Genomic DNA, 20,730 nt, shown 5'->3' on the forward strand with positions numbered 1-20,730 from the left:
TCAGCGCGGTGTCACCCTGGTTTCCAGGAACAGCTTGAGTTGTTCGCCGTACTCGCTCAGCGAATCGGCGGTCAACATCTCAAGATGCGTGCTGTCGACGGAGTACGTGGCGATCTCCCCGGCGACATAAGGCCGCCAAACCCGTTGCTGGGACCGGGCTACCCGCCCGATGCGCTGTCCTCGCCGGCGTCGGTGGCCATCGCCGTTGTCGCTTCTGGCTCGGGCCGCGGAGAAGATGACCATGTCGCCGTCGAATACGCCGGGTTCGTGCTTGGCCAGATGTAGCTGATTCGCCGTGACGCTCTGCGCCATGAACGCCAGCAGCTGCTGGGGCGGAAGTCCGAACATGCCCCCTTGCTGCTGAGCCAGTTCCGCGGCCTGCCGGTAGGTCAGGGGCTCGGACCGCTCCGGAATGTCGATGCGATTGGTCCGCAGGATGTGTTCCAGGACTTGGCTTTCGTCCAGCGTGTGATTCTTTGCCACGGCCCGGTTGGCGGTCATCTTTGCCATGAGCTTGTGCGCGCTGAAAACCGGGTCGAGCAGGACCAGGCTTTGGACCTCACATCCACGCCGCTGGAGTTCAACGGCGAGTTCGTGCGCTACGACGCCGCCGAACGACCAGCCGAGAATCTTGTATGGCCCGTCCGGATAGCGGGCTTGTAGCCGGTCCGCGTAGTTTGCCGCCATGACGCGGATCGAGGCGGCCTCGGGTTCACCGTCTTGCGCGATTTGGTTGATCCCGATGATCGGGCAATCCAGATAGTTGCCCAGAGCCCGATACGGCCAGCTCAGTCCGAGGCCGTCGTGAATGCAGCACAGCGGAGCGCCGGTGCCCTCCTGGAACACCTCGACTCCGACCACCTCAGACGTATTGTCCTGCCGGCTCAACTGCTCGGTCAGGCTCCTGACAGAGGGGGCATAGAACATGGTGCGCACCGCAAGGTGAACGTCGAGTGCGGCGTTGATTGTCGCGATCACCCGCATCGCTGAGAGTGAATCGCCACCGAGATCGAAGAATGAGTCTTCGACCCCGACTCGCTCGATGCCCAGCACCTGTGCGTAGATGCCGGCGATGAGCTGCTCGGTCTCGCCGTGCGGGGCCGCAAAAGGCGTGGCGGCGAACAGCGGTGTGGGCAGCGCCTTGGTGTCGATCTTGCCGGAGGAGGTCAACGGGAACTCCTCGAGCACGACGATCTGCGCCGGCACCATGTACTCGGGCAACCGCGCGGCCAAACGCTGGCGCACCGTGCTGATCTCCATGTTGGTATTGGGGTTGTTGGCGTGAGTGCCGCGGTGCCGGGTTCCGGCGCTGGACAGGTAGAGGTCGGTCAGCGCAGTGTCCGGCTCGGCGGGGCTGAGGAAGACGGCGTCGAGAGTGCCGGGCTCGGCGCCCCAAGTCACGGCGACGCGGTATCCGGCATTCTCGCCGAGCCGATGTAGCTGTTCGGGCGTGACGATGTCGGCCGCCGCTGGGGGCGGGGTGAGCGCGTCGGCCAGCGGCAGCCCCTCGGCGAGGGCGTGTTCGATGCGGACGTCGGTGGCCACCCCGGCGTGCGGGATCTCGGTGATGCGCACCGCGGCGGGACGTCGCGAGGTCAAGCGGGCGTGCAATCCGAGCAGACCCGCGCAATCGGTCCACGTCCAGGTGGGTGCGGTCGTGACGGAACGCACGGGCGCGGGAGTCTTGCGGATGACGACGTCATAGCGGTACCGGTTGAGTTCGTTGTCGGCCAACCCGCGCTTTACCTGGACTTCGAGTCCGGCAACAGATGCGTGGTCGGCCGCCCAGGCAGTGAAAAAGTCTGGTGCCAATAACAATTCGGGTTCGCTGACGACGGCACGGTGGACCCGTTGCCGGATCTCGGCGGCGTCGGCAGTGGGGGTGCGGGCCAGCGCGACTCCGGTTTGGAAGGCGTCCTGAAGGGCGTAGTTGCGGATGTCGCCGAGGAACATCGCGCCGCCGGGAGCCAGCAGCTCCATGGCGCTCTCGATCAGGCCGGCCAGGTATGCGCTGTTGGGGAAGTACTGTACGACCGAATTGACGATGATCGTGTCGAAGTAGCCGTGCGGCAGACCCTCGGTGATGTGGGCGGGCCGGGTGAGCACCTCGACCCGATCACGCCACGGGATCTGCAACCGCTCCAGCGAGCGGGCGAGGTTGTCGACGGCCACCGCCGACATGTCGGTCGCGACATAGTGCTCACAGTGCGGGGCGATCTGCGACAGCAGCAGCCCCGAGCCGGCGCCGATCTCCAGTAATCGGTTCGGCCGCAGGGCCATGATCCGATCCACCGTAGCCGTGCGCCATTCGAACATCTCCTCGAGAGGAATCGGTTCACCGGTGTAGCTGCTGTTCCAACCCCGGAAGTCCATGCCGAACTGCGGCACTGCGTCGCGATCGTCGTACAGCTCGTCGTAGACGCCTTGCCGCTGTTCGACGATCTCGGCGCCGTGGTCGGCGCTGATCTCGTGCCCGAGGGTGATGTAGGCCATGAGGTGGTCGCCGGCATTGCCGTGGTGCACGGTGGCGACGGCCTGGGTTACCTGCGGGCAGTCCAGCAGGGCGCTTTCGATTTCGCCGAGTTCGATGCGATAGCCGCGGATCTTGACCTGTTCGTCGGCGCGCCCGAGGTACCGCAGCTGCCCGTCGGCCCCCAGGAGACCAGATCCCCGGTGCGGTACATCCTTTGTCCAGGCGCTTCCGCACCGGCGAACGGGCATGCCAGGAACCGTGCCGCCGTCAGATCCGGCCGGCGTAGATAGCCGTCCGCCAGCCCGGCGCCCGCCACGTACAACTCGCCGACCACCCCCGGCGGCACCTGGCGCAACCACTTGTCCAGCACGAAGAACGCGAGATGCGCGAGCGGCCCACCGATCGGGCTGACACTGCTGTCGATGTCGCCGTCGGAGAGCTCGCGGAACGAGGCATGCACCGTCGTCTCGGTGATGCCGTACATATTGATCAGCCGTGGCGGTCCCGGGTGATGCTGCAGCCAGGTCCGAAGGCGTTGGGGTTCAAGGGCTTCACCGCCGAACACCACCGTTTGAAGTTTGAGCTGCCGTGCCAATTCGGGCTGTAACCTATCGGCGGTTTGCAACGCGTAGAAAGCCGTGGGGGTTCGGCTCAGCACGCCGACGTGTTCGGCGGCGAGCAGTGCGTGGAAGTCCTCGGGCGAGCGGGTCACCGATTCGGGCACCACCACCAGCCGGCCGCCGTGCAGCAGCGCACCCCAGATCTCCCAGACCGAGAAGTCGAAGGCCAGCGAATGAGACTGTGCCCAAACCTGTTTCATATCCAGATGGGCGTGTAGCGATGCCAGCAACTGGGTGACGTTGCGGTGCGGTACTGCTACACCTTTGGGGGTGCCGGTGGTGCCCGACGTGTAGATCATGTAGGCGATGTCATCGGGCGCCGGCATCGGCAATGGGCCGCACGGGTAGCCGGGGATGCGGGGATCGTCGACGGTGATGACCGCCAGGCCGTACCCGTCGAGCCGGTCGGCCAGCGCGGCAGTGGTGATCGCGGCGACCGGTTTGGCATCGGCCACCATGAATCCGATCCGGGCATCCGGGTGAGCCGGGTCGAGCGCCAGGTAGGCGGCCCCGGTCTTCAGCACCGCGAGGATCGCGATGATCGCTTCGGTGGAACGGGTGAACAGCAGCGCCACCGGCTGTCCCGGGCCCGCTCCGTGCGCGGCCAGCAGGTGCGCCAACCGGTTCGCGTCATCCTCGACTTCCCGATAGGTCATCGACAGGCCCGCGAAGGTCACGGCCAGAGCCCGTGGGGTAAGCGCGGCCTGCTCGGCCCACCGTGCCGGAATCGACACCGCTGGTAATACGTTCTGGCTCAACACCTCCCGATTGCCCCAGCGATCGAGCCGCGCGTACTCGTCGGCCTCGAGGAGATCCGTCGACGATAGTCGGCGGGTGGGGTCGGTGGTGACCGCGACCAACACCCGATGCAGCCGCTCGATCAGGGCGCTGATGGTGGCCGCGTCGAATACGTCGGTACGAAATTCGACCATCCCCTCGATCCCGGCGGGCTCGCCGGCGTCGCTCCAATGTTCGGCGAGGTGGAAGACCAAATCCATTCGGGCGGTGTGGGTGTCCATCGGCAGCGGGGTGACCTGCACATCATCCAAAGCCAACCCGGATGCCGGATCGACTCGGTGCCCCACGACGCTCTGCCAGGCCAGCATCACCTGGACCAGCGGGTGATGGGTCAGCGATCGAGCGGGGTTGATCCGCTCGACGAGGACCTCGAAGGGCACGTCCTGGTTTTCGTATGCGGCCAGACTGCGCCGTCGGACCTGACCCAACAGCTCGGCGAAGGTGGGATCCCCGGCTACCTCGACGCGCAACACCAGGGTGTTGACGAAGAAGCCGACCAGCGCATCGAGTGCGGGGTCGCGCCGACCGGCGATCGGGAAACCAACTGCCACATCGGAACTGGCGCTGACTGCCGACAGCAGCACGGCCAGAGCGGCCTGGATCACCATGAAGCTGGTCGCATTGTGCTCGCGAGCCACCTCGCGGATGCGCTGTTGCAATTCGGCCGGCCACTGAAGCGCCACGTTGTAGCCGCGGTAGTCGGCAACCAACGGATAGGGCCTATCGGTGGGCAGCGGTAGCCGCTCCGGCATTCCAGCCAGAGCGTGTTCCCAATAGGCCAGCTGGGCCGCGGTCGGACTGTCGGCGTCGGCCAGATCACCGAATTGGGCGCGCTGCCAAAGCGTGTAGTCGACATACTGCACCGCCAGCGGCACCCGCTGCGGAAGTTGGCGTTGCCGTCGAATCCGATAGGCCGCGCTGATATCGGAGACCATCGGCGCCAGTGACCAGCCGTCAAACGCGATGTGGTGCACTACAATTCCGACGACGTAATCCTCGGGTCCCACCGAATAGATCTGCGCGCGAATCGGGATCTCGGCAGACAAATCGAAGCTGTATTTGGCCAGCGCCACCAGGTTGGGCACCATCTGGTGCGGCGCCAGCGACACCGCCGCGTCGCCACCGCGTCGCCACAGTCCAGGCGTGGCAGGCAGCACTTCCTGATAAGGCACACCGTCGATGTCGACGAAGATGGTGCGCAGCGATTCGTGGCGGGCGATTACATCGTCCAGCGCCGCGTCCAGCGCCTCGACATCCAGTGCCCCGCTGATCCGGAACGCGGTCGGCATGTTGTAGGTCGCCACCCCACCTTCGAAGCGGTAAAGGAACCACAACCGGGATTGAGCGAAGGACAGCGGAATCAGTGCGGGCCGTGGGCCGGCCGCCAACGGCTTCCGCCGGCCGGTCTGGTTTGTGCCGATGCGCGGCGCCAGCGCAGCGATGGTGGGTGCGTCGAACAGGCTGTGCACTTGGAGATCGGCGTCCAGCACGGAGTTGATGGCGGTAATCAGGCGCATCGCCGAGAGGGAGTCGCCGCCGAGGTCGAAGAAGGAATCGTCCGTGCCGACCTGTTCGATGCCCAGGACGTGGGAGTAGATGCCGGCCAGGATCTCTTCGACGGCATTGGCGGGCGCATGGTAGTGGTCGGTGTCGCGATAGTCCGGCGCGGGCAGGGCGCGGGTGTCAAGTTTGCCGTTCGCGGTCAGGGGCAGGGTGTCGAGCACCACGACGATCGCGGGAATCATGTAGGCGGGCAGCTTGTCGGCCAACGCAGTTCGTAGCTCCGCCGGGTCGGCGGTTCCGGTGACATACCCGATCACACGGGTCGTGCCGGCCCCGTCTTTGCGGGTGATCACGGCGGCTTGTTCGACGCCGTCCAAACTGGCCAGGGCGGTTTGGATTTCGCCGAGTTCGATGCGGTAGCCGCGGATCTTGACCTGTTCGTCGGCGCGTCCGACATAGTCCAGCTGCCCGTCGGGATGCCAGCGCACCAGGTCGCCGGTGCGGTACATCCGGGCGCCACGTTCGCCATAGGGGCAGGCCACAAACCGCGACGCCGTTAACTCCGGTCGGCTCAGATACCCGCATGCCACGCCGTCGCCGGCGACGTACAACTCACCCACCACGCCGATGGGCACCGGACGCAGCCAGCCATCGAGCACGAACAGCGCCGCGGTCGAAACCGGTGCGCCGATGGGCGCCGCTCCCGACCCTGCGGTCAAGGGCGCACTCATCGACGCGTAGACGGTGACTTCAGTGGGGCCGTAGGCGTTGACCACCACCCTGCCATTCGCCCATTGGTCGACCACGTCGGCGGGGCAGGCCTCTCCACCCAGCAGCACCGCGACCGAATCCAACTGCCGTGGCGTCAATGCGGCTACCGCGGACGGGGTTTGGGTCAGGACGTTTACGCCTTCGTCGACCAGTAGGGCCTGGAAGCGGTCGGGTGATGCGGTCACGGACTCCGGTACCACGACGAGTCGTCCGCCGTGCAGCAGCGCCCCCCAGATCTCCCACACCGAGAAGTCGAATCCGTAGGAGTGGCATTGCGTCCACACCTGAGTCAGCGGCAGGTGCGCGGGCCCGGAGCTGGCCAGGTGTGCCACGTTGCGATGGCTGACCGCAACACCTTTCGGCACACCGGTGGTGCCCGAGGTGTAAATCAGGTACGCGATATCGTCGGGTGATGGTGCCGCCGGTGCGGTAGCCGGCTGGCTCACTACGGCGGGGTCGTAGATGTCGATAATGCGTACGTCGTGTCCGTCCAGCAGGGGGCACAGTTCGATCGTGGTGAGTGCGGCGATCGGGGCGGCGTCGGCCAGCATGAAGCCGATCCGTGCGTCGGGGAGGGTGGGGTCGATCGCCAGGTACGCCGCCCCAGTCTTCAACACCGCCAGCATCGCGATGATGGCCTCGGCAGAGCGCGAAAACACCAGTGCCACGTACTGCCCCGGGCAGGCACCGTGGGCAAAGAGCAGCTGCGCCAACCGATTAGCGGCCTCGTCCAGCTCGCGATAGCTATGCGAGCGGCCTTCGAAGCTCACCGCCACCGCGTGCGGGCCGCGCTGTACTTGTTCGGCGAACAACTCCGGGATGGATGCCGGCGCAACCGCGCGTCGGGTCAACACCGCCCGGTTACCCATCGCAGCCATCAGGGCTTGCTCGTCGGCATCCAATAGGTCGATAGAAGACAGCCTGCGAGTGGGATCTGCGATCATAGCCAAGAGCACGTCGTGAAGTTGCACAAGGAGTGTGTCGATGCAGTCGGCGGCGAAAACGTCGGTGCTGTATTCCACCCGCAGGCCGAGCTCACTGCCGGGTATGGCTTGCAAGGTCAACGGATAGTGGTTGTACTCGCAGGCGGTTATCTCGCCGATGGCCAACCCGTCGACCCCGGCGAGGTTGGCGGCGTCGACGGGGTAGTTCTCGAAAACGAACAGCGTGTCGAAGAGTTGGTCGTGGCCAGTGACACGGTGGACCTCGGGTAGTGCCAGATGTTGGTGCTCGAGGGTGTGGTTGTTGGCGCGGTGCAGTTGGTCGAGTAGGTCGGCGGTGGTGGTCAGCGGTGTGCAGTTGGCCCGAACCGGCACGGTGTTGATCAGCAGACCCACCATTGCGTCCGCACCGGGAACTTCGGTGGGCCGGCCGGAGACCGCGGTGCCGAAGGCGACGTCGTGCTGACCGGTCAGCCACATCAGCAGCTGTGCCCAGCCGACCTGCAACACGGTGTTGACGGTGGTGTGGTGTGCGCGAGCCAGCGCGCCCAGCGCCCGCGTGGTCTGCTCACTGACGCGAGACGTCTGCACTGCGCGCCGTCCCGGCCCGAGCCGCGCCGGCGGGCCCACCAGCGTAGGAGTCTCGAAGCCCGCGAACGCCTCTCGCCAAGCCCGGTGGGCGGCGTCAAGGTCTCGCTCGGCCAGCCAGCCGACAAATCGGCGATAGGGCGTGGGTGCGGGGAGTTGATGCCCGAAATAACTGGCGAAGATCTCCTGCGCCAGGATCGGCAGCGACCAGCCGTCGAGCACGATGTGGTGATTGGTCAGCACCAACCGGTGGCGCTCTTTAGCGGTGCGCAGCAACGCGACCCGGAACGCCGGCGGCTCAGTCAGATCGCAGACCGCGGCGCGTTCGGCGGCGGCCACCCCATCGACTCGTTGAGTATCCTCGCCGAGCTCGATGTATTGCCACGCCGGCTGGGGGTTGGCCGGAACGACCTGGACCGGCTGGTCGAATTGCCCGCAGAAGCGGGCGGCCAGGTTGGGATGGCGGCCGACCACGGTGTGGACGGCATTGTGCAACCGGTCCGGGTCCAGCGGTCCGGTAATGGTGATGTCGAGCTGCATCGCATAGATGTCGTCGCTGCTTCCACGGATTGTGTTGGCGTGGAACAATAGTCCCTGCTGCAACGGAGTGAGCGGCAGGATATCGGCGACGCGGTCTTGCCGGCAAAGCTCATCGATCTGCTGCTGGCTCAGCTGGGCCGGCAGGATATCCGACGGGGTCAGCCCGCCGCCGCCGTGTTGGACGTGAGCGCAGATTCCCGCGAGGGCGTCAAACCATAGTTGGGCGATCCGGCTGATCGCGGGGCCGTCGACTATCGAGGGCGCCCAGGTCCAAGTGGCATGCAGGTGTGGGCCGGCTTCGGTGTCCAGGGTGCTGGCGTTGAGCTCGACGCTGTGTCCCAACGGCATTGGGATCGCGGAGGAACCCGCCGCCGTCAGCAGGCCATCCTGGCTGATCCGCCACAGCATGTCGGAGAGTTCCGCCGCGCCGCCGAGTCGGCCCAGATAGTTGAACCCGATCGCGGGATCGGTCCGGCTCAACTCCACCTCGGTGTTGAGGTAACGGAGCAGGCCGTAGCTGAGGCCGTCGGGCACCGCGCGCAGTTGCTCTTTGGCGGCTTTGACCGCCGCGCCGAGCGCGGAGTCACCGGAGACCACCTGCGCCCAGTCTAGTCCGGTAAACTCCAGGGCCACAGGGTATTTAGTGGTGAACCACCCCACGGTGCGCGATAGGTCGACGTGAGGTGCCAGCTCGTCGTGACGGCCGTGACCTTCGACGTCGATGCCGATCGGCGAGTCGGTGCCCAAAAATTCTGCCCAGGCCAATCCGAACGCGATTAACAGAATGTCCTGTACGCCAGCGTGAAACGCCGCGGGTACCTCACCCAGTAGCATCCGGGTGGTCTCGGCGTTCAGCTCCATCGACATCTGACCAGCGCTGGCGTAGGTGTCGAGCTCGGGGTGGGGCGCGGGCAGCGCGCTTGGCACTGCCGCCACGTGTCGGCGTGGGCGACCACGTCGGCAGCGCGCGCGTGCTGGGCAAGCAGTGACGACCACCGGGCAAACGAGGTGCCGCCCGTGGGTAGCGCGATGGGCTGCCCGTTGTGCTGCTGGCCCCAGGCGATATTGAGGTCTTCCAACAGGATTCGCCATGACACCGCATCGACGGCAAGGTGGTGAATGATCAGCATGAGCTGACGGGTGGACCTAGCCCACACCGCATTCAGCATCGTCCCGCTCGCCGGGTTCAACCGTGCCCGCGCCTCGATCAGTGCGGCGTCCGTCAGCCCGTCAACGGTGTTCAGGCATGCGCGGGCATCCGCCGTGCCGACCTCGGGCACCCGTAGCGAGCCATCGTCGTCGATGCGCAGCCGCAGCATGGCATGCGCATCCAGCAATGCCTGGAGCACCACCACCACGTCGTCCTCGGTGACGCCGGCCGGTGCCTGTGCCACCAGTGTCTGATTGAACTGCTCGACCGGGCCGTCAATGTTCAGCAGCCAGTGCATGATCGGGGTGGGCACCACCGGCCCGATGCCCTCATCGACGATGCCGCTGTCTGCGGACGTGACGTTGACTACCAGAGCCAGTCGGGCCACGGTCTGCTCGACGAAGATGTCACGCGGACGGCACAATACGCCGGCCGCCCGCGCTCGGGCCACGACTTGCATCGACAAAATGCTGTCCCCACCCAAATCGAAGAAGGAGTCGTCGACGCCGACTCGATCTACGCCGAGCACGTCGGCGTAGATCCCGGCCAGGATCTCCTCGGTCGCGGTGCCCGCAGCGCGGTAGCGGTCGATGTCGCTGTATTCCGGTGCCGGCAAGGCACGGGTATCGAGTTTCCCGTTGACCGTGAGCGGCAGCGCGTCGATCAGCACCACCGTCGACGGAACCATGTACGGCGGCAGCCGGTCGGCCAGGGCCGTGCGCGCACGTGCCGGATCGGCGGTGCCGGTGATGTAGCCGACCAGACGAGTTGCGCCGGGATGGTCTTCGCGAGTGACCACCGCAGCTTGATCAACACCATCTAAATCTGCTAGGGCCGAGCGGATTTCGCCGAGTTCGATGCGATAGCCGCGTATTTTAACCTGCTCGTCGGCACGCCCGAGGTACTCCAGTTGGCCATCGACCCGCCACCGCACCAGGTCCCCGGTGCGGTACATCCGCGATCCGGGCCGGCCGAACGGGCAGGCGACGAATCGCGACGCGGTGAGCTCGGCCTGGCCGAGGTATCCGCATGCCACACCGGCACCGGCGATGTACAACTCAGCGACCACGCCGATGGGTACCCGCCGCAAATATGCATCGAGGACAAACAGCGCCGCGGTCGACACCGGCGCGCCGATCGGCACTAAGGCTGTGCCCGGTGTCAACGGTGCGCTCATCGACGCGTACACGGTGGCCTCGCTGGGGCCGTAGGCGTTGATCACTACCCGGCCATCCGCCCATTGATCCACTATCTCGGCCGGGCACGGCTCCCCGCCGAGCAGCAGCGCCGTTGACTCCAATTGCTGCGGCGCCAATACCGCTACCGCGGAGGGGGTCTGGGTGAGGACGTTGACCTGTTCAGCGATCAGCAGGGCGTGGAAGTCTTCGGTCGAGGTCGTCACCGACTCGGGCACCACCACCAGACGCGCCCCGCCGAGTAGGGCGGCCCAGATTTCCCACACCGAGAAGTCGAACGCATACGAGTGGCATTGCGTCCATACCTTCGCCGCCGGCAGCTCTTCGGGAGTCGACTGCGCTACGTGGGCGAGATTGCGGTGTGTGACGGCCACGCCCTTGGGATCACCGGTGGTGCCCGACGTGTACACGAGGTAGGCGATGTCCTCGGCCGACGGACCCGGTAGCCACCTGCTGGGCTGGGCGGCGACGGCGGGATCGTCGACAGCGACGACCGCGAGGTCGTATCCGGCGAGCCGGAGGCGCAGCTCGGCGGTGGTGATCGCGACAACTGGGGCGGCATCGGTGAGCATGAATTTGATTCGGGCGTCGGGCAGGGTGGGGTCGATCGCCAGATAGGCCGCGCCCGCCTTGAGTGCTGCCAGCATCGCGACGATCGCCTCGGCCGACCGCTGCATCAGTAGCGCCACACTATGGCCCGGCCGCACGCCATAAGCAGTCAGTAAGTGCGCCAACCGGTTAGACGCCTCGTCGAGGCCACGGTACGTCAGTGAGCGGCCCTCGAATGTGATTGTCGTCGTGTCGGGTGCCCGGGCTACGTATTCGGCGAACAGCGCCGGGACTGACACCGCGGCTGGTGTGGGTCGAGCCAAGACCGCGCGGTTACCCATTTCGTCGAGGCGGTCGTGCTCATCGGCATCCAACAGTTGGATCGAGGAAAACGGGCGGCCGGAGTCGGCTGTGATGGCTTCGAGTACCCGCTCGAACCGCTGCACCAGAGTCTGGATGCTGCGGCGATCGAACACGTCGGTACGGTATTCCACCGTCCCGGAGATTCCCGCCGGCTCGCCGGCCCGGGTGTAGCGCTCAACCAGTGAGAACGCCAAATCCATTCGTGCGGTGTGGGTCTCAATCGCTAGCGGGGCGATCTGGACATCGCCTAGCGCCAATTCGGAGATGGGGTCCTCGCCGTGCAGGTTCTGCCAGCCCAACATCACTTGGATGAGCGGGTGATGCGTCAGGCTTCGGGTGGGGTTGAGTCGCTCGACGAGGACCTCGAACGGCACGTCCTGGTGCTCATAGGCGGCCAGGCTGCGCTGGCGGACCTGGGCCAGCAGCTCGGCAACGGTAAGGTCGCCGTCGATCTCGACGCGCAGCACCAGGGTGTTGACAAAGAAGCCCACCAGATCGTCGAGGGCCGCGTCGCGGCGCCCGGCGATCGGGAAGCCCACGGCTACATCCGAATTCGCGCTGACATGCGATAGCAGCACCGCCAATGCGGCCTGGACCACCATAAAGGTCGTCGCGTTGTGCTCGCGAGCCAATTGGCGTATCTGCAGCTGCAATTCAGCTGACCACGCCACCTCGACGGTGGCGCCGTGTTGGTCGGCCACCGGCGGGTAAGGCCGATCGACGGGAAGCGCTAAGCGCTCTGGCATGCCGGCCAAGGCTTCTTCCCAGTAGGACAGCTGGGCCGCGATCGGGCTGCCCGGGTCGTCGAGGCGCCCGAACTGGACGCGCTGCCACAGGGTGTAGTCGGCATACTGCACCGGCAGTGGTGCCCAGCGTGGTGGCTCCCCTACTCGCCGCGCGGCGTATGCCTCACCAAGATCTCGCACCAGCGGCGCGACCGACGATCCGTCAGCGGCGATGTGGTGTACTACACCGACCAGCACGTGTTCATCGGCGCTAAGGCGGAAAAGCGTTGCACGTAAGGGAACTTCGGTAGTCAGGTCGAATGTGTAGCGCGCCGCGGCTTCGATCTCCTGGCCACGCTTCGTGGCGGACCAGGCGGCGGAATCCACTACTTGCAAACTGAACTGCGCCGAATCGGCGGCGACAACGACTTGTTGGGGTATGCCGTCGGGCGCCACGAACAGTGTTCGCAGGCTCTCATGGCGTGCGATCACATCGACGAGCGCGGCGTCTAGTGCATCGACGTCGAGGCGGCCGGAGAGCCGCAGTGCGACAGCCATGTTGTAGACCGGGGAAGGCCCCTGCAACTGATCCAAGAACCACAGTCGCGATTGGGCAAACGACAACGGCACCAGCGTGGGTCGCTCCCCGGCCGCCAACGGTTCCTGCCATCCACGGCCCGAGCCGATGAGGGGAGCCAACCGGGCGATGGTGGGCGCGTCGAACAAAGTGTGCACTTGCAGGCCCGGGTCGAGGCCAGAGTTGATCATGGCGATCAGGCGCATCGCCGAAAGCGAGTCACCGCCCAGGTCGAAGAACGAGTCGTCGACGCCGACCTGTTCGACACCTAGGACCTGGGCGTAAATGCCGGCGAGGATCTCTTCGATGGCGCTGGCCGGAGGGCGGTTATCCACCGCAACGCCTCGGTATTCAGGTGCGGGCAGCGCGCGGGTGTCGAGTTTGCCGTTAGGCGTCAGCGGCAGCGCCTCCAACGACACCAGCGCGGCTGGCACCATGTAAGACGGCAGTCGCTCGGCCAGCGCGCTGAGCACTACGGCCGGGTCCGCGGTTCCGGTGATGTAGCCAACCAGACGTGTGGCGCTGGGACGGTCAGTGCGGGTAATGACGACAGCTTGTTCGACGCCTTCCAAACCGGCTAGAGCCGTTTGGATTTCGCCAAGTTCGATGCGGTAGCCGCGGATCTTGACTTGTTCGTCGGCGCGGCCGAGGTAGTCCAGTTGGCCATCGGTGCGCCAGCGAACCAGGTCGCCGGTGCGATACATCCGGGTGCCGGGGTCGCCGTATGGGCAGGCGATAAACCGCGGCGCCGTCAGGTCGGACCGGCCGAGATATCCGCACGCCACTCCCGCGCCGGCCACATACAACTCGCCGGCGACCCCCGCCGGCACCGGGCGCAACCAGCCGTCGAGTACAAACATCGCGGCGGTCGATACCGGCGCGCCAATCGGCACCACGGCCGTACCCGGTGTCAACGGCACACTCATAGAGGCGTACACGGTGGCTTCGGTCGGGCCGTAGGCGTTGATCACCAGCCGGCCGGTCGCCCACTGATCCACCACTTCGGCGGGGCAGGCCTCCCCGCCGAGCAACAGCGCCACGGATTCCACGCCTTCTGGGTTCAATAGTGCTGCAGCCGAGGGGGTTTGCGTTAACACATTGACGTGTTCGGCGACAAGCAGTGCATGGAAGTCCCGCGGTGAACTAGTCACCGATTCGGGTACCACCACCAGCCGTCCGCCGCCGAGCAGGGCGGCCCAGATCTCCCACACCGAGAAGTCGAAGCCATAGGAGTGGCACTGCGTCCATACCTGTGCGACGGGTAGCTCGTGGGGTGTTGATGCAGCCAGGTGAGCCAGGTTGCGGTGGCTGACCGCAACGCCTTTGGGGACGCCGGTGGTACCCGAGGTGTAAATCAGATACGCGATATCTTCCGGGCTCGGTGACGGTGGTGGCGCGGCGGGTTGGCGGTCGATAGCGGGGTCATCAACGTCGATGATCCGTAGATCATACCCGTGCAGCCGCGGTCGCAGCTGTGCAGTGGTGAGCGCGGCGATCGGCGCGGCATCGGCGAGCATGAACCCGATCCGAGGGTCGGGGTGGGCCGGGTCGATCGCCAGGTACGCTGCCCCAGCCTTGAGCACCGCCAGCATCGCGACGATGGCCTCGGCGGACCGGGAAAACAGCAGTGCCACGGACTGTCCCGGGCCGGCTCCCCGATCGGCCAATAGATGTGCCATTCGGTTGGCTGCGTCGTCAAGCTGGCGGTAGGTGAGCGAGCGGCCCGCAAAGCTCACCGCCACCGCATCGGGAGCGCGCGCGACTTGGTCGGCGAACAACGCCGGAACCGACGCGATTGCCGGGCCGGGTCGGGTCAGCACCTCGCGATTCCCGATCTCGTCGAGGTGGGCGTGCTCGTCGTGGTCCAGCAGCTGCATTGAGGAAAGCGGTTGTGCCGCCGCGGTGGCCATGGCTACCAGCACCCGGTGCAGCCGTCGTACCAGTGACTCAATGACTTCCGCGTCGAACAGGGCGGTGTCGTATTCGACGCGTAGACCGATTTCGTCACCGGGCATGGCTTGCAGGGTCAGCGGGTAGTGGTTGTATTCGCGGGCGGTCATCGCGGTAATGGCCAGCCCGTCGCCGAGCATCGTCGACGCGTCTATCGGATAGTTCTCGTAGACGAACAGCGTGTCGAAGAGTTGGTCGTGTCCGGTGGCGCGGTGGATATCGGTGAGCGCCAGGTGCTGGTGGTCGAAAGTGTGATTGTTGGCCCGGTGCAATTGGTCGAGCAAGTCGGCGGTCGTCGTGCCCGCCGTGCCGACTGCCCGGACCGGAACGGTGTTGATCAACAGGCCCACCATCGCGTCGGCGCCGGGAACTTCGGTGGGCCGGCCGGAGACCGCGGTGCCGAAGACGACGTCGTGCTGGCCGGTCAGCCACATCAGCAGCTGCGCCCAGGCGGCCTGCAACACCGTGTTGACGGTGGTGTGATGCGTACGCGCCAAGTCACCCAGAGTCCCGGTTGTCTGCGCCGAAACTGAAGAGGTGGCGATGCCGCGTCGTCCTAGCCCCACGCGGTCCGGCGGACCCACCAGTGTTGGGGAATCGAAGCCCGCCAACGCCTTACGCCAGGCCGCCTCTGCGGCTGCTACGTCTCGCTCGGCCAGCCAGCCGACAAATCGACGATAGGGCGTGGGGGCGGGGAGTCGCTGCCCGAAATAACTGGCGAAGATCTCTTGCGCCAGGATCGGCAGCGACCAGCCGTCCAGCACGATGTGGTGATTGGTCAGCACGCACCGGTGCAGGCCGTCGGAGGTGCGGATCAACGCCACTCGGAAGGCCGGCGGTTGGCTGAGGTCGCAGACAGCGGCGCGTTCGGCTGCGCAGATCTGCTGGATCTGTTCCTCGGAGTGCGATTCGCAATACCGCCAGGGCACAACGGGTTCGGCGAGCAGGATCTGCACCGGCTCGTCGAATTGGTGGCAGAAGCGCGCGGTCAGGTTGGGATGGCGAGTGGCCACGGTGTGCACGGCCGCACGTAGCCGGTCCGAATCCAGCGGACCGGTGATGGTGATATCGAGCTGCATCGCATAGAGGTCGTCGGCATTACCAGTGGTTGCGTTGGCGTGGAACAACAACCCCTGCTGCAGCGGGGTGAGCGGCAGGATATCGGCGACGCGCTCGTGCCGGCACAGTTCATCGATCTGCTGCTGGCTCAAGCGTGCCGGGAGAATGTCGGACGGAGTGAGCCCGCCGCCGCCGCGCCGCACGTGTACACAGATCCCGGCCAAGGCCTCGAACCACAGCCGGCTCACGCGGCCGACCTGCTCATCATCGAGCGCGGAAGTTGCCCATGTCCACGTCGCCTGCAGATGTGGGCCGGTATCGGCGTCGATGGTGGCGGCATTGAGTTCCACACTGTGCCCCAACGGCATTGGAATCGCCGCGGCCACGGCCGCCACTGACGCGCCGTCCTGGCTGACCCGCCAGACATCGTCGGACAGCATGGCGGCCCCAGCGCCAAGTCGCCCAAGATAGTTGAACCCGATCGCGGGGTCGGCGCCGTCCAGATCCGCTTCGGGGTCCAGATAGCGCAGCAGGCCGTAGTTCAGTCCGTCGGGCAGCGCGCGCAATTGTTCTTTGGCGTCCTTGACCACCGCGCCTAAGGAGGTATCTCCCGCGAGCACCTGCGCCCAGTTAAGGCCCGTAAAACCCAGGGCCACTGGATATTTAGTGGTGAACCACCCCACGGTGCGCGACAGGTCGACGTGCGGAGCTAGCTCCTCGTGGCGGCCATGACCCTCGACATCGATACCGATTGGCGAGCTCAGACCCAAGAACTCGGCCCAGGCGAGCCCGAATGCGATCAGCAGAATATCTTGCACCCCAGCATGAAACGCGGCGGGAACCTCACCCAGCAGCATGCTGGTGGTCTCGACATCCAATTTCACCGACAGCTGTCCCGCACTGGCGTAGGTATCCACCTCGGGCTGGGTTGCGGGCAGTGCGGCCGGCACAGCCGCCACTTCACGCCAGGCCTCGGCCTGGGTTAGGACTTCCGGGGTGCGGGCGTGTTCTTCAAGCAGCGACGCCCACCGGACAAATGAGGTTCCTTGAGCCGGCAGCACCACCGGCTGCCCACTGCGATGCTGAGACCAGGCGATATTGAGGTCTTCCAACACAATTCGCCATGACACCCCGTCGATGGCCAGATGGTGAATGATCAACACCAATTGCGACGTCGAGGTAACCCAGAGCACGCTCACCATCGCCCCGGTGGCCGGGTTCAGCCGGGCCCGTGCTCCCGCCAGCGCCTCGCCGGAGAACACTTCCACGGATTGAAGGCAGCCTTGCGCATCGACCGACCCGGCCTCGGGTGCATGAGACGACCAGACACCGTTGTCGTCGATGTCGACACGCAACCGCAACATGGCGTGCCGATCCAGCAAGGCCTGCAACATGACCGCCGCATCAGTCTCGGTCGCTCCGGCGGGTGCTTGCACCACGATCGTCTGGTTGAACTGCTCGATGGGGCCATCCACGCCCTGCAGCCAGCGCATGATCGGTGTCGCCGGCAGGGGACCGATGCCCTCATCGACGACGTCGCCGTCACCGGTGACCACGCTGGCTACGCCCGCCAGTCGGGCAACCGTCTGTTCGACGAAAATGTCACGTGGACGGCACAATACGCCGGCCGCCCGCGCTCGCGCGACGACCTGCATCGACAGGATGCTGTCGTCGCCCAGGTCGAAGAATGAGTCATCGACGCCGACCTGTTCGAGGCCGAGTACTTGGGCGTAGATGCCGGCCAGGATTTCTTCGATGGCATCGGTGGGCGCGCGGAAGTGATCGGCGCTGTGGTAGTCAGGGGCGGGTAGGGCGCGAGTGTCGAGTTTTCCGTTGACGGTTCGCGGTAGCTCGTCGAGGACCATGACAGCAGACGGGACCATATAGGCGGGGAGTTGTTCGGCCAGCTGCGCACGTATCGCAGTGGGGTCGGCGGCGCCGGTGATGTAGGCCACAAGACGGGTTGCGGCGTGCTCGTCGCGGGTGATGACGACAGCTTGCTCCACGCCTTCCAAACCGGCTAGAGCCGTTTGGATTTCGCCAAGTTCGATGCGGTAGCCGCGGATCTTGACTTGTTCGTCAGCGCGGCCGAGGTAGTCCAGTTGGCCGTCGGTGCGCCAGCGAACCAGGTCGCCGGTGCGATACATCCGAGTGCCGGGGTAGCCGTACGGGCAGGCGATAAACCGCGATGCGGTCAACTCGGCCTGGCCGAGATATCCGCACGCCACTCCGGCACCGGCAATGTACAACTCGCCGATCACCCCGGCGGTACCGGGCGCAGCCAAGGATCCAGGACGAACAGGGCCGCGGTGGCCACCGCTGCGCCGATGGGTGCGGCGCCCGATCCCGCTGCCAACGGCGCGCTCATGGATGCGTACACCGTACCTTCGGTGGGGCCGTAGGCGTTGAGCACCACCCGGCCGGGAGCCCACCGGTCCACCACTTCGGCGGGGCAGGCCTCTCCGCCGAGCAACAGCGCCACGGATTCCAACCCGTCCGGCCTCAATGCCGTTGCGGCCGAAGGTGTTTGGGTGAGCACATTCACGTGCTCGGTGATGAGCAGGGCGCGGAAGTCTTCCGGTGAGGCAGTCACCGATTCTGGTACGACGACGAGGCGTCCACCACTGAGCAGCGCGGCCCAGATTTCCCAGACCGAGAAGTCGAAGCCATACGAGTGACACTGCGTCCACACCTGCGCCACACACAGCTGGGTTGGTGTTGACACAGCCAGGTGGGCAAGGTTGCGGTGGCTGACACCAACGCCTTTGGGAATGCCGGTGGTGCCCGAGGTGTAAATCAGGTAGGCGAGATCGTCGGGTGCGGGTGCGGGTGCGGGTGCCGGTGGCGGGCTCACGGGCTGGCGGTCGACGACCGGGTCGTTGACATCGATGACTGCCAGGCCGTTCCCGTCCAGGCGTGACCGCAGCTCGCCGGTGGTCAGCGCGGCGACCGGGGCGGCGTCGGTGAGCATGAAGTCGACGCGGGCGTCAGGGTGGGCCGGGTCTATCGGCAGATACGCCGCGCCGGATTTGAGTACCGCCAGCATCGCGATAATCGCGTCGGCCGAGCGCGAAAACAGCAGCGCCACAAACTGCCCCGGGCCGGCGCCGCGGCTGGCTAAGAGATTTGCTATCCGGTTAGCGGCTCGATCGAGTTCCCGATAGCTCAGCGTGCCGCCCTCGAAAGTCACCGCCACCGCATCCGGGGTCCGCTGCACGTGCTGGCCGAACAACTCCGGCACCGACACCGTCGCTGGAGCGGGCAACGCCAGCATCGTGCGATTGCCCTGGATATCCAGCCGTGCGATCTCGTCTGCGCCCAGCAACTGGATCGAGGAAAGCCGCAGCGCCGCATCGGTGGTCATGGCCGTCAGTACCCGCTGCAGCCGGCTGACGAGTGCCTCGACGGTTTCGGCGTCGAACACATCGGTGCGGTATTCCACCATCCCGCAGATGCCGCCGGGCTCACCACTTTGGGTCCAGCGTTCGGTCAGTGAGAACGACAAATCCATTCGGGCGGTATGGCTGTCGATCGGCAGCGGGGTGGCCCGTACTTCGCCCAAAGCCAGGTCTGCGGGCTCGGTGTTCTGCTAGCCCAACATCACCTGTACCAGCGGGTGGTGAGCCAGGGACCGGATCGGGTTGAGGCGTTCGACGAGGACCTCGAAGGGCACGTCTTGATGTTCGTAGGCGGAGAGGCTGCGCTGGCGGACTTGAGCCAGCAGGTCTGCGACCGTTGGGTTGCCGCCCACGTCGAGGCGCAGCACCAGGGTGTTGACGAAAAAGCCCACCAGCTCATCGAGTGCGGGGTCGCGGCGTCCGGCTATCGGAAACCCGACGGCCACATCTGAACTCGCGCTGACGGCCGATAGCAGAACCGACAAGGCAGCTTGGACCACCATGAAACTGGTCGCGTTGTGTTCGCGAGCCACCTCGCGCACCCGGTGCTGCAGTTCGGCGGGCCAATCCACGGCCACAGTTGCCCCGTGTTGGTCGGCCACCGGCGGGTAGGGCCGATCGGTTGGCAGCGCGGTGCGTTCGGGCATCCCGGCCAGGGCATCCTGCCAAAAGTCCAGCTGGGCGGCGATCGGGCTGTCGGCATCGTTGAGATCGCCGAAATGGGTGTGCTGCCACAGGGCGTAATCGGCATACTGCACGGGCAGTCCGGCCCACCCGGGGGTTTGTCCTGCGCATCGGGCGGCGTACGCCTGGCCCAGATCGCGCACCAGTGGTGCGATCGACCAGCCGTCGGCGGCAATGTGGTGCACGACTCCCACCAGCACGTGCGCGTCTTCGCTAACGCGCAGGAGCGTGGCCCGCAGTGGGAGTTCGGCGGTCAAATCGAATGGGTGGCTCACCGCGGCGTCGATTGCCCGGTGAAGTCGGGCTGCGGACCAGTCGCTGGCATCGATTACTTGCCAACCGAATTCGGCCCGATCGGCCGCCACCACCACTTGCTCGGGTATGCCGTCGGGAGCCACGAACACTGTTCGCAGACTCTCATGCCGTGCCACCACGTCGACCAGAGCGGCAGCCAGTGAGTCGACCTCAAGCCGGCCGGACAGCCGTAACGCCACCGCCATGTTGTAGACGGCAGAAGGCCCTTGCAACTGCTCCAGGAACCACAACCGCGACTGGGCAAATGACAAGGGAAGCACCGCCGGCCGCTCGAAAGCCACCAGCGGCTCACGGTGACTCGCCTCTACGTCGAGTTGGAATGCCAACTGGGCGACCGTCGGTGCGTCGAAAAGCTTGCCCACCTTCAGATCGGCGTCGAGGAGGGTATTGATGGCGGCGATCACCCGCATTGCCGATAGCGAGTCTCCACCCAGGTCGAAGAAGGAATCGTCTATTCCGACCCGCTCCGCACCGAGCACTTGAGCATAGATCCCGGCCAGGATCTCCTCGACGGTGGTCGCCGGCGCGCG

General features: G+C 65.8%; 1 pseudogene (running past one end of the window). It reads right to left on the minus strand.

The window, feature by feature from the left end:
- Nucleotides 1-20,730: pseudogene (locus H7K34_RS26755) on the minus strand (non-ribosomal peptide synthase/polyketide synthase); it runs 10,467 nt beyond the window's last position.

Origin of the sequence: Mycobacterium montefiorense, assembly GCF_025823255.1 — a bacterium.
Lineage (GTDB): Bacteria > Actinomycetota > Actinomycetes > Mycobacteriales > Mycobacteriaceae > Mycobacterium > Mycobacterium montefiorense.